The 13,153-nt window shown below is 35.8% G+C and carries 13 protein-coding genes; 8 read left to right on the top strand and 5 right to left on the bottom strand.

What is annotated here, in order from left to right; all coding sequences use genetic code 11:
* Window positions 1–318: 318 nt before the first annotated feature.
* From KTH84_RS09080 to KTH84_RS09065, 4 genes are all read right to left on the bottom strand, one after another.
* Entirely contained in the window at window positions 319–2,142 is a 1,824-nt protein-coding gene (locus KTH84_RS09080) for a monovalent cation:proton antiporter-2 (CPA2) family protein (RefSeq protein WP_262472915.1), read from the bottom strand.
* A gap of 172 nt (window positions 2,143–2,314) precedes the next feature.
* Entirely contained in the window at window positions 2,315–2,968 is a 654-nt protein-coding gene (gene leuE / locus KTH84_RS09075) for a leucine efflux protein LeuE (RefSeq protein WP_034120161.1), read from the bottom strand.
* 231 nt (window positions 2,969–3,199) lie between these two features.
* On the bottom strand, window positions 3,200–3,901 hold the full coding sequence (locus KTH84_RS09070) for a DsbA family oxidoreductase (protein ID WP_034120163.1): 702 nt from the start codon (window positions 3,899–3,901) through the stop codon (window positions 3,200–3,202).
* An 84-nt stretch (window positions 3,902–3,985) separates the two neighbouring features.
* Window positions 3,986–5,095, bottom strand: a complete 1,110-nt coding sequence (locus KTH84_RS09065; RefSeq protein ID WP_034120165.1) for an alkene reductase — start codon at window positions 5,093–5,095, stop codon at window positions 3,986–3,988.
* Window positions 5,096–5,393: 298 nt separating this feature from the next.
* On the opposite strand from KTH84_RS09065, the gene KTH84_RS09060 reads away from it, so the two are divergent.
* The 8 genes from KTH84_RS09060 to KTH84_RS09025 all read left to right on the top strand — a co-directional run bounded on the left by KTH84_RS09060 (window position 5,394) and on the right by KTH84_RS09025 (window position 12,599).
* Entirely contained in the window at window positions 5,394–5,798 is a 405-nt protein-coding gene (locus tag KTH84_RS09060; protein ID WP_034120167.1) for a thioredoxin family protein, read from the top strand.
* Window positions 5,799–5,907: 109 nt separating this feature from the next.
* Window positions 5,908–6,702, top strand: a complete 795-nt coding sequence (locus tag KTH84_RS09055) for an SDR family NAD(P)-dependent oxidoreductase (protein ID WP_034120169.1) — start codon at window positions 5,908–5,910, stop codon at window positions 6,700–6,702.
* A 27-nt stretch (window positions 6,703–6,729) separates the two neighbouring features.
* A complete protein-coding gene (locus tag KTH84_RS09050) occupies window positions 6,730–7,065 on the top strand; it encodes a carboxymuconolactone decarboxylase family protein (RefSeq protein ID WP_025095517.1) in 336 nt (111 codons plus the stop codon).
* Window positions 7,066–7,154: 89 nt separating this feature from the next.
* Complete coding sequence (locus KTH84_RS09045; protein ID WP_034120175.1) at window positions 7,155–7,709, top strand: OsmC family protein; 555 nt, start codon at window positions 7,155–7,157, stop codon at window positions 7,707–7,709.
* A gap of 96 nt (window positions 7,710–7,805) precedes the next feature.
* On the top strand, window positions 7,806–8,369 hold the full coding sequence (locus KTH84_RS09040) for a TetR/AcrR family transcriptional regulator (protein ID WP_034120176.1): 564 nt from the start codon (window positions 7,806–7,808) through the stop codon (window positions 8,367–8,369).
* A gap of 111 nt (window positions 8,370–8,480) precedes the next feature.
* Entirely contained in the window at window positions 8,481–9,833 is a 1,353-nt protein-coding gene (gorA, locus tag KTH84_RS09035; protein WP_034120179.1) for a glutathione-disulfide reductase, read from the top strand.
* A 436-nt stretch (window positions 9,834–10,269) separates the two neighbouring features.
* Window positions 10,270–11,469 carry an MFS transporter gene (locus tag KTH84_RS09030; protein WP_034120181.1) on the top strand — a complete coding sequence of 400 codons (1,200 nt, stop codon included), beginning with the start codon at window positions 10,270–10,272 and terminating at the stop codon, window positions 11,467–11,469.
* Window positions 11,470–11,798: 329 nt separating this feature from the next.
* A complete protein-coding gene (locus tag KTH84_RS09025) occupies window positions 11,799–12,599 on the top strand; it encodes a thioesterase family protein (RefSeq protein WP_034120183.1) in 801 nt (266 codons plus the stop codon).
* A 127-nt stretch (window positions 12,600–12,726) separates the two neighbouring features.
* On the opposite strand, the gene KTH84_RS09020 is transcribed toward KTH84_RS09025, so the two are convergent.
* Complete coding sequence (locus tag KTH84_RS09020) at window positions 12,727–13,134, bottom strand: bleomycin resistance protein (protein ID WP_034120185.1); 408 nt, start codon at window positions 13,132–13,134, stop codon at window positions 12,727–12,729.
* Window positions 13,135–13,153 lie beyond the last annotated feature (19 nt).

Below are 13,153 nucleotides of genomic sequence, written 5' to 3'. Positions count from 1 at the left end.
TTATTAAATTTAGCTATATTAAAGAAGCTATTTCACTAATAAATACAACCAAATGATAATGAATAAGTTATTACATCTAACACCCTTTACTCTTGATTAAAATTAGATCCTGCCCACCATACCATGCGTAAAGCATGGTTTACTCTATTGAACAAACTACATTAGATTTCAGCATAAAGCCTATTAGTAAGTATCTAACAGATTCAAGCTAGCAGAGTAAAATTCCTAATTACAGCTTATTAACCTAAACACAAGACGGGCTCATTTGAGACTACATCAAATGCTTCTAAGTGCATTTCATCATATTTGAATAGTTTTTTATAAATTAGATTTTTCTTCATCATTATTCAAAATACGTGAATTTTGTTTTGGCTGTATGAGCGGTGCAGTAGGTCGAGGCTTCCGATGTGAGTATTGCATATCAACGCCAGCATAAACATCATCAGCGGCTATTTCAGTAACAAAACGTTCATTGTCCCGCTCCCTGATTTCATCGCTAATTTGTTGAACATCTTCTGGCTCAACTCCAAGTTCTCCCAAAACTGCCTCACCCAACTTAATTGCAGACTCGAATGTTTCACGAATCATGTAATCCACATTTTGTTTAACTAGATAAAGTGAGTGCTCTCTATCAAAAGAACGAACTAGCAACTTAGATAAAGGAAATTCATGCTGAGCTAAATTTACGATTTTATTAGTGATTTCTTTATTATCTACGCAAACTACGATAGCTTGTGCAGTTCCAGCGCCCGAAGCATGTAAAATATCTAAACGAGCTGCATCGCCATAATAAATTTTAAAACCAAATCTTTCAGCATTTTGAATCATGTCAATGTCATTATCAATAATCGTTACATCAACTCCTCGAGCTAACAATAACTGACTCGTGACTTGCCCAAAGCGTCCAAAACCAATCATTAATACGCTCCCCGTTAAGCCCTCTGCAATATCAATGTTTTCTAAGGAAGCTGGTTTATTTGCGCTGACAAATTTTTTAAATAAAACTCCAATGATTGGAGTCAAAACCATCGAGAGTACCACTATAGCAGTCAAGTTTGATTTGATTGTAGTATCGATAACTTGAGCAGAAGTAGCTGCTGCAAAAAGTACAAATGCAAACTCTCCACCTTGAGCCATTAACAATGCTCTATCTAACGCTTCTCCATGTGAGCTTTTGGTTAAACGCGCTACAATATAAATCACCACTGCTTTCATCAACATTAGCGACAATACACCACTAATAATTAATGGCCAGCTTTTTGCTACAACTGACAAGTCCAGTGACATTCCTACGCCTAGAAAAAATAATCCCAGCAAGATTCCTCTGAATGGTTCAATGTCCGCCTCGATTTGATGTCTAAATGTAGACTCCGAAAGTAATACACCAGCCAAAAATGCACCCATAGCCATTGAAAGGCCACTTACTTGCATCAGTAGTGCAGCTCCCAAAACGACAAGTAGTGCTGCGGCAGTCATAACCTCACGAGCCTTGGCGGCAGCTAATAATCTAAATAATGGGTTAAGTAACCAGTAACCAGCAGCAATTAAACCAGCAACTGCAATTAAACCAAGACCTATATTCTGAAACCTTACTGAGGTACTTTCAACAACATGATTTGGCGCTATAAAAGCAACTAATGCCAATAATGGCACTATCAGTAAATCTTCGAACAAAAGTATGGCAACAATCTTTTGTCCTCGTGGTTGGGTAATATCGCCTCGATCCCCAAGCAACTGCATTACAATAGCGGTTGAAGTTAAAACAAAACCTGACGCTGCAATAAAGGCTATCTGCCAATTGAATCCAAAAGCCAGTCCAACACCCATCAACCCAATAATACAGAGAACAATCTGCAACGAACCCAATCCGAATATTTCTCGCCTTAGGCTCCATAAATGGGAGGGTTGCATTTCTAAACCAATAATAAATAAATACATGACAATGCCTAACTCGGCAATGTGTAATATTGATATTGAGTCGTAAAAAAAAGCTAGACCAAATGGGCCGATAATCAACCCCGCAACTAAATACCCAAGTACAGAGCCTAGTCCAATTCGTTTAAATATGGGTACCGCAATCACTGCGGCCGTCAATAATATTACGGGGGCTAATAAACTGATTGAACTGGCTTCTGAACTCATATTTTTCTCATTAATTTGAATTATTGTTGTATGCAAAAAATTCATAAATTTATGTACAGTGACTTTTTGGGCAAACTCAACTACCTACTGTACAAGTACAATATAGCTTAAAAGCAAACACAATATTTAAAGCCAATCACTAAAAATCATACCGAAGTAATACGGCACATTTTTAGAGACCTGTAGTTGCAAGTTTTACTCCAAATCCACAAAATAACAAACCAATAGATGCCACACTGATTGCAGTAATTTTATAACGATGATTAAAGTAGCTGGCTAATTTTACACCTGAAAAAATTAATAGAGATAAATAGCTCATACTTATGATTTGTAAGACAATCGCAAGAATAGTGAAACTGAGTGAAGGATAAGGATAATTTGGATCCACAAATTGTAGAAAAAAGGATAAGTAAAATAAAATTGCTTTTGGATTAATTAGGCTAATTAACAAGGCCGTTTGATATGGCTTGATACTTTCATTTTTAGTTGATTGATGGGCTATCAATTTAGAAATTTGAGGTTGTGGATGCCAAGTTCGATAAGCAGCTATCAAGAGTTTCATGCCAAGGTAACCTAAATATAGCGCTCCTATAAGCTTTAAAGCAGTAAATAACCACGGAAAAGCATGCAATAACGACGCTGCACCTAAAATGGTAAGAATAATTAAAATTAAATCACCACTAAAAACCCCAAAGGCTGCTAAATAACCAGTTTTAATACCGTAACGTGATGCAATAGACATGACATAAAGTGAGTTTGGCCCAGGTAATAATACAATTAAAGTCGTGCCAATAATAAAAGTTGTTAGATCAGTAATTCCAAGCAAAATAAACTCACAGACTCAAAAGCCGATTCGGCATAACGTTAACATCAATTAAAAAATTTATTAAACAAAGAATTAGTATAAACCATTCATTAAATTAAATTTTCATCTAAATACTAGCAAGGATTTAGTCAAACAGTTGGTCATCTTTAACTTCATTTTATGATTAAGTAAAAATGCGTTGATGGTAGATAACTTAATTACATTCCTATCAACGCTTATTAATCATAAAAACTAAATGCTACAACCATCAATACCGCAGCTTTGACCTTCAGTAGCCGTTATTTCACTCTGCTTTTCTGCCCATACCTGTTCTAAAACATTCAGAAAGGTTTCTACAGATTGAGCACCACTGATTGAATATTTATTGTTTATAACAAAAAGTGGAACGCCACTAGCACCTATTGCATGTGCGTTTGCTTCATCTTGTAGAACACCTTGTTTAAACAAATCATTGCTAAAGACACTTTCCGTTTCCTCACGGGATAAACCCACTTCAGTAGCAAGTTCAACCAACTCCTTACGATCAAATATAGACCGACCTTCTGTTACACTTGCCATGAATAACTTTTCAGCAAGTACCTCACCTAAACCTTTTTGCTGTGCTAGCTTTACTACGGCATGTGCATCTAAAGTATCGCCAAAAAGCATAGTATCAAAGTTATAGATTAGCCCTTCCGACTCACCTGCACTCTTTACTTGGCTCATCATCGCTTCTGCACCATTTTTTCCTCCAAACTTTTTATACAATGCCGCTTTAAAGGATTCAGGCACATACTTATTAGCAAGGCGGTAGCTATGATATCTAACGATCACATGATCCTTATGTTCGAAAGCATCTAATCCTTTTTCAAATCTTTTTTTAGCAATCCAGCACCATGGACAGATAAAATCTGACCATACATCAATGGTTATTTGTGGGTGTAGTGTTTTCATAAATACCTCAGTAATCTTGATTAGATGTTGTATGAGCAGAAATCTTTTAAGCCTAGCCATAAAAATAGCTAGGCAATCATCTGCTTACTTCACTTCATAATTCGGATAATCTGTATATCCTTTTTCTGGAGAACCACTCACACCGTAATACGTTGTGCGATCACTTTCTGCCAAAGGCCAATTATTCTGCATCCGCTCTACCAAATCTGGGTTAGCAATATAAGGAACACCGAAAGCAATTAAATCAACGTCACCTTTTGCCAAAGCAGCTTCGGCACTTTGTCGATTAAAACCTCCTGCGGCAATAATGGTGCCCTGAAAAACTTTACGGAATAAAGTTTTAAAACTCTCAGCTTCAATCGGTGCTGTTTCATAAGTAGGTTGATAGTACAAATGAACATATGCTAATTCACGTTGCCCAAGAGCCAATGCAATATTTTTCCACGTATCAGCTTCCCCTTCATAAGCTGCAAGGTCATAAATACGTCCAAATGGTGAAAGACGTACAGCAACTTTATCATTACCAATTTCTTGCGAGATAGCATCGATCGTTTCAAAAAGGAAACGTTGGCGATTTTCAACAGAGCCACCATATTCATCGGTACGGTTATTTAATTCAGTACTGAGGAACTGATCAAAGATAAATCCATTTGCGGCCATAATTTCTACGCCATCAAAACCAGCCTCTATAGCCAGTCGTGCAGATTTAACAAAATCATTAGTGACACGTTTAACTTCTTCAGTTTCTAGTGCTCTAGGAATGCTTGGTGTAACCGCACTAGGTTCTCCAGAATCAGAATACGCAAATACTGTAGTGTTAGTTGCTGGAATAGTTCCAGATGATACTGGTGCTTGATTTTCAGGTAGCACTGAAACATGTGACATTCGTCCCACATGCCAAAGTTGAGCAAAAATACGTCCACCTTTTGCATGCACTGCATCTGTAACTTTGCGCCATCCATGCATTTGCGCTTCATTATATAAACCTGGGGTATATAAATAACCACGCCCTTCTTCTGATACAGGTAAACCCTCAGTAATGATTAGACCCGCTGAAGCTCGTTGAGAGTAATAAAGTGCAACTAGCTCATCTGCCACATCATTTAATGTCCGAGTACGGGTCATTGGTGCCATTACTACACGGTTTTTTAATTGAATATCCGCCAAATTATGGGGAGTGAATAATTTATTCATCATATACCTCAAGAAAGATTTACAAATAATTTAAGCAATTTCTTTGACCACACTCATCAATCTGACAATGAATGACACAGGTCGATAACCTGTTTCTAAAAGATACAAAAATTCGTATTTTGTTATCCCTATTGCGCAACAGATAAGATAGTGACACTATATCAACCAACTAATAGGTAGGCAATAGTATTTTTAATATTTTATTCCTGAGTTTTACTTATTCATACTCAAAATCGATTAAATATTATTTAACTTATTTAGTGTTCGATATCTAACTGCGAAAAAAGGAAACCCTAAAATGCGTAAATTACTTACCTTTAATGAAGATAACTTTCACAACATTGGATGGAAAGAAGGTTTGGCTGTGGTACGTTTTCACGCACCTTGGTGCCCGCCTTGCCATAGTAGTGAAAATTTATTTAATGAATTTGCAGAACATATAGAGAGTAATGTAACTGTTGGAGTGGTCAATGTTGATCAATCACCAGTTTTAGCAAATCGTTATGAAATATGGGGTTTACCTTCTGTACTCATGTTCAAAGATGGACAATTAATTCAACGTATCGTAGGCGTAAAGCCCTTAACGGATTATCAAAATGCGTTAGAAGAGCTAATGAAATTAGATTCAAACGGTTTTGAAGATATTGATCAAGAAACAATAGGCTCACTTTGTCTAACAAATTCCAACAGCCATCCCGAATGATTTATTCAGATTAATTTCAAGTGGTGCTTGACATTTGGAATTAGTCTATATAATCTACAAACCAACTAGTAGGTAGATTAAATTAAATAATCAATTATTGAGGTGTCCCATGAGTGAACAACAATTTAAAGGTCAGAAACTTCTTGTCATTGGTGGTACGAGTGGCATTGGTTTAGAAACAGCACAGAAAGTCGCTGAACAAGGCGGTACAGTCATCATCGTCGGGAATCGTGTAGATAAAGCCGAAGCAGCGCGTAAACAATTAGTTGCTATAACAAGTGAAGATCAAGTTTTTGCACTAACAGCTGATTTATCAAATTTTGATAGCGTTCAAAATCTAATTAGCAAATTAAATAGTGAACATAAAGACATTAACTTATTAGTTAACTCAGCTGGAATTTTTTACCCTAAAAGTTTCCTAGATCACTCATTGAGTGACTATAACAATTTCCTCGATTTGAATCGCGCTTTCTTCTTTATTACTCAACAAGTTGCAGCATCAATAGTTGCGCAGAATAAAACTGGATCGATTGTAAATGTAACTGCCGTTGCTGCACGTCAGGCTATTGAAACTGTTACGGCATCGGCTTATTCAATGGCAAAAATAGGATTAGAGGCTATGACTCGGCATGTTGCAGCAGAACTTGCTGAACATGGCATTCGAGTAAACGCTGTTAGCCCTGGCATGGTAGAAACTCGTATTTTTGAAAGATTTATCCCTAGTGATCAACTAGATAGTGCTTTGCAGGATTTCAATAGTTTTCATCCATTAGGAAGAAATGGAACTCCACGTGATGTTGCAGAAACTATTGTATTTCTCCTTTCGGATAAAACATCTTGGGTGACTGGTTCAATTTGGGATGTAGATGGTGGTGTCATGGCATCACGAAAACTTGGTAAATAACGCTTAAAAATTGAAGAGGTACTGAAAATGAATGGTGAATGGACTAACAAATTATCTGCACTTGTTAAAAGCGTAGGTAACTTTGCAAAAACAAATAAACCTGTCGCTAATGCGTTTCACAACTTAGAAGTTGCGACACGAGAAAACAAAGTGTTGGATGCAAAAACACATGAGTTGATTTCTTTAGCAGTCGCAGTAACGACTCGCTGTGATGGTTGTTTAACGGCTCATGCTGCTGCTGCAAAAAAAGCTGGGGCAACAAAAGAAGAAGTCGCTGCTGCATTGGGAACTGCAATTGCTTTGAATGCTGGAGCAGCCTATGTCTACTCGGCAAGAACCTTAGATGCTTATGACGAGTTATAAATCATAGGGCTTGATTTTTATACAACTGTACTCACTTGGGTTATTCATTTACCCAAGTTATCTAAATTCAAATATAGAGATATTTTCATATGAAAAATACAATCAACGGTATTGATGTAGATGCTTTCCAACAGTTTGCGGAGGGCGTTAGCCAAAACCCTAATACATCAAAAGCTAGCTTTAATGTAGAAACTCGCTGGGCAGGTCAAACACGTTCTGTTTCAACGATTAAGTCCTATGAACTTTGTGGAAAAACATACGAGCGTAATTTCCATATTGCCGCAGATGAACCAACTGATATATTAGGAACTGATACAGCACCGAATCCACAAGAACTGTTAATGGCAGCTCTTAATGCTTGTATGACTGTTGGATATGTTGCAATTGCGGCATCAAAAGGAATCACTGTTAATAAATTAGAAATCAACACGACTGGTGAACTTGATTTACGTGGTTTTCTCGGTCTAGATGAAACAGTTAACCCAGGATATGATGAAATAGAATATAGCGTTTTTATTGATGCGGATGCTACGCCTGAGCAGCTAGAAGAGATTCACAATGCAGTGATTCAAACATCTCCGAATTTTGCGAATTTATCACGTGCAATTCGCATGAAACCTAAACTTGTAGTCGTTCAAAAGTAAAGTAATAAGGGAGCATACGTACTAGCTGAGGTTTCTTTACTATCAGTGATATCATAGTATGCTCCCCCTCATATTTTCGTACAGGTAAAAGCCATTATGTCTATTGATACCAGAGCATCATTAATTAAATCGGCTGAGTATATGTTACGGTCTAAAGGCTATGCCGCATTTAGTTATGCTGATTTGGAAAAAGTGGTCGGAATCAAAAAAGCGAGTATTCATCACCATTTTCCAAAAAAAGAAGATCTTGGTGCAGTCATTATCGAGTCATATATACAGCAGTCTATTCTAGATTTCGAGAGTATCGAGCAAGATTTTCCTAATGCCTTTGGTCGTCTATGTGCATTCGCTTCTCTTTTTAGAGCAGCAATGTCAGACGGAATGCTGCCCTTATGTGGTGCGCTTGCAGCTGAAATGGCCGCATTACCAGATAAGTTACAAGTGCTGACTCGCCAATATTTTGAGATCCAATTAAAGTGGATTAAAAAAATTATTGATGAAGGAATTTCATGCAGTGAATTATCTTCTAAAGGCGACACACACCAAAAAGCTTTTCAGATTTTAAGTTTATTGGAAGGCAGTAGTTTTGTTCGATGGGCTATGAATGACGGTACAGAGTTAGATCCAGCTATTATTGGCAATATTGTTAACGTGCTCTAAATCACATTAATTTTAAGTAAACATAAACCTAATTAAACGGTTTTCGTTTATTACTATAGCTACTGACAATCTTTGACGATTAATATTTAGTTAATATTAAAGGAATTTTTAATGCCTAAACATTATGATTATATAGCGATCGGCGGTGGCAGTGGTGGTATTGCGTCCGTTAATCGTGCAGCACTTTATGGCAAAAAATGTGCCCTGATTGAAATGGGTGACATAGGAGGAACCTGTGTAAATGTTGGTTGCGTTCCTAAAAAAGTCATGTGGTATTCAGCTCAAATTGCCGATGCAATTAAAAAGTATGGTCCAGATTATGGATTCGATACGGAATTAAAATCTTTCGAATGGAAAAAGCTCATTAATAATCGGCAGGATTATATTAAAAGAATTCGTGCCTCTTATGATTCTGTACTGAGTAAAAATAATATTGATGTAATTCATGGTTTTGCTAAATTTATTGATAAGAAAACGATTGAAGTCAATGGTGAAAAAATTACAGCTGACCATATTCTTATTGCAACTGGAACACAAGCAAGTTTACCTGATATTGAAGGTGTAGAATTTGGAATTGACTCTAACGGTTTTTTTGAATTACAAGATTTGCCTAAACGTACTGCAATTATCGGTTCTGGCTATATAGCAGTAGAACTTGCAGGAGTTCTCAATTCTTTAGGTTCAAATGTACAGCTTTTTATCCGTAAAAATCAGCCTCTACGTAACCTCGACAGTTTTTTAGGTCAAACCTTAATTGAACATATGCGTAGTGAGAATATTCAAGTTTATACTCATACTCAAATTAAAAAGGTTTCCAAACTTGAAGATAACTCCATTGTTTTATATTTAGAAGATGGAAATAAACATATTGTTGACTGTCTCATTTGGGCAGTAGGTAGAAAACCAAATACACAACCTCTTGACTTAAATCTGACAAATATTCAATTAAATGATCAAGGATTTATTCAAGTTGATTCATTCCAAAATACAACTGAAACAGGTGTTTATGCGATTGGTGATATTACTGGCAAAGTGGAGTTAACTCCAGTCGCAGTTGCAGCAGGCCGTAGACTATCAGAAAGACTTTTTAATAATAAACCAAATGAACATTTAGACTATAACAATGTCCCAACAGTGGTATTTAGTCATCCACCTATTGGTACAGTCGGTCTTACTGAAGAAAAAGCCATAGAACAGTTTGGCAAAGATAACGTCAAAGTATATAGCTCATCTTTTACTAGTATGTATACAGCTGTGACAGAGCATAAACAGCTAACTAAAATGAAACTAATCTGTGTAGGTTCTGAAGAAAAAATCTTAGGAATACATGGGATTGGATATGGAATGGATGAGATTCTTCAAGGTTTTGCTGTTGCTTTAAAAATGGGAGCAACAAAGAAAGATTTTGATAATACGATTGCTATTCACCCCACTTCATCTGAAGAATTTGTCACCATGCGTTAATTCTTAGCGATACCTTAAAGCATTTCTTCATTAAGAAATGCTTTATTTAAAGTTGACTTATTTTAGTGATCAATTTTTAACGTAATTACTAATCTTAATATCTAACCAATAACAGCGAACTTCTTTGCCTAAAGTATTCTTAAAATGAGTCAAGTTGATTTAGAAATTTGGCTTACCCATACGCTATGGATATATAAAAGATAGAGTTAGAAGTAGTTTGGTAGCAACGTATGAAAATTAAATCATAGAAAGATTGACGCCAATGCTTTTAAAAGCATATCAAACCTTAGAATGAAAAATTGATTAATAGCTGCTGTACATAGGTTTTAGCCAAATTATTCAGGGCTTTTTTCTGGTGTAATTGAGGTTGCAATGCTGAATGGAGTCAAGATTGGGCCATAAGGATGATAAATAAAAAGTATCAAAAGGAAGTTGAATGAATATTGAAAGTAATCTTGTTAAAAATAATTTTTTTTCAATCCACGCTATCGCAATTATTTCATTTGCTCAGTTATTTGGAACATCTTTATGGTTCAGTGCGAATAGCGTTGTTTTAGACTTAATTCGTGAATGGAATATTTCTGTTGCTGATATAGGTTGGCTAACGAATGCTTTACAAATCGGATTTATTCTTGGAACTTTTTTTATTGCATTTACTGGGATTGCTGACCGATTCAAAGCAAGTTCAATTTTTGCAATCGCTGGCTTGTTTGGGGCTTTCTTTAATCTCTGTTTTGCTTGGATTGCTAATGGTTTAATAGAAGCCATGATATATCGTTTTTTAGTTGGTGTATGCTTGGCAGGGATATACCCAATTGGGATGAAACTTGTAATTCAATGGGCCCCTGATAAAACTGGGCAAGTTTTAGCGAAACTTGTTGCCATGTTAACTTTAGGTACAGCACTTCCTTATGGGTTAAATGGTTTATCTGCAAATTTAAATTGGCAATATGTGATTACCTTTTCTTCTGTATTAGCACTTATAGCCGCATCTCTAGTTTTTAAGTTAGGAGATCGTGAAAATTATGTTTCAGCAATTAGGACTAAACATAATAGTCGTGCTTTAGAAGTTTTCAAAATACCCAAATTTAGAGCAGCGGCAGTTGGATATTTCGGGCACATGTGGGAACTATATGCTTTCTGGACTGTTATTCCACTCTACATCGTTAAATCAGGTATTCCAGAAAGTTTAGGATTTAATAGTGTTGCATTACTGACTTTTTTTGTGATGGCGTGTGGTGCTGCTGGATGCATATTTAGTGGATTTCTTTCAACAAAAATTGGAAGTACTAAAGTTGCAATAGGAGCACTTTTAATTTCTGGCATATGCTGTTTGATTTTTGTTTTAGGCTGGCGACTTTTGCCTGAATGGTTGCTTTTTATTATTTTGGTTATTTGGGGAACATCAGTCATTGCAGATTCCCCACAATTTTCTGCACTCTCAGCCGAAGCGTGTCCACCAGAAAAACTAGGTGCAGCTTTAGCTATTCAAAACTCGATAGGATTTGCAATTACAATTATTTCAATTGGTTTAACAACATATGCATTTGATTATATAGGGCTCAATTCTGCATGGATTTTACTTATCGGTCCTGTTTTAGGTATTGCTGGTTTTTATTATGTAAAAAATATCTGAATAGAATGAACAATTATTTGCAGTAATTTTTCACTCACACTTTATGTATAAAATGTATTGATATACACAAGCTGACGGATCATCTTCATGATGGTAAATCTCTCTGAAATTATATTTATTCCTGTATTTGCAATTCTATCCTTATAGAACAAGGTGGCAGTAGTATCTAATATTTTTTAATAGACTTTGTATTCATTTTAAGAATAAGTGAGATACATCCACCTCACTATAGTAAAAATAATTAAACCAAAAAGTTCAGTTTATTCATTGATTATATTGTAGTTTTTATGCAATATTTCACATTATAAATTTTAGGAATTTTCCAATCCATGCATGTAGATCAGTTAATTGAAAATTTAAAACAGAGTTCTATAGTAGAAATTCCTCTTAACTGGGGGCAAGGCCGCACAGTTTATGGCGGACTTATTACAGCCCTTATGGTATCCCATGCACAGCTCTTACTTAATGATGAAAATAAAACACTAAAATCAGCATCCATCACTTTTGTTGGGCCTGTAACTTCAGGTGAAAAAGCTGAGTTAGTTTCTAGAATTCTACGTTCTAGTAAGTCTGTAACCACGATTCAAGTAGAGGTTATCCAGAATACAGAAGTAGTATCCATTATCATCGCTAGTTTTGCACTACCAAGAGAATCAAGTATTGCAATCACACATTCTGCTTCAGAAGCTCAATTAAGTTTTCCAAAAGATTATACGCTATTGCCTTACATGGAAGGCATCATGCCGGAATTCTTAAACCACTTTGATGTTATCCTCGTTGAAGGTGATATTCCTTTTTCGAACAGTAAAAAAACTGGTTTTACTGGGTGGATGAAATTAAAGTCATCTGAAGAAATAGCCGAAATTAAACTGCCACATTTATTTTTATTAATGGATATGTGGCCTGCCTCAGTATTACCAATGTTTAATCGCCCAGCGCCAGCAAGCTCATTAACATGGGACTTTGATCTGATAGATGCTGAATCTACTTATAATGGTGATTCATGGTGGAAGTACGAAGTTAATGCTGATTATGCTACTAATGGCTACGTATATGAAAAAGCTCAGCTTTGGGATGAAACAGGTAAACTAGTTGCTGTTAGCCGTCAAACTGTAGCTATTTACCTTTAAATGTACGAAGCGTGGATATCGATCCACGCTTTTTTGTTATTCAAAAGTAGCAATGTAAATTTTCTCCAAAGTATAAATATCTGATATTTTTTCATTACTATGTGTAACAAAGAGATAAAATATATTTTTATCTTTCACCTAATACTTGAACTAATCTCAATAAGTATCCATCAGGATCTTTAACCAAAAACTGCTTCTGGCCATATTCAGCTTGATCTACTCTGTACCATTTCTCTTCAGGTAGTTGATATAAAGGCCAATTAATGTTAATTAGTCTCTCTAAAATAGCATCAATTTGATCAACCTCTACCTGAAAGTTAATTCCTCTACCAAATGGATAATTTAGTTCAGCAGTAATCCACTGATCCTCTTGAAATTGCTCTAACATAAATTGGACACCATTAAGATCTAAATAAACAAAATGTTCTTCTTCTCGTTGATACATTATTTTAAAACCAATTAGATCAATCCAAAAGGCCTTACTTTTTTCTAAGTTCATGACAATTAATTCAGGAACAAGTTTATTTCGATTCATAACGTATTTAAGCTCTTAT

The organism is Acinetobacter sp. WU_MDCI_Abxb74, assembly GCF_025513915.1.
In the GTDB taxonomy this organism is placed as follows: Bacteria; Pseudomonadota; Gammaproteobacteria; order Pseudomonadales; family Moraxellaceae; genus Acinetobacter; species Acinetobacter calcoaceticus_C.
The sequence above is the reverse complement of the archived record's forward strand: the minus strand, read 5'-3'. Positions and strand labels throughout refer to the sequence as shown.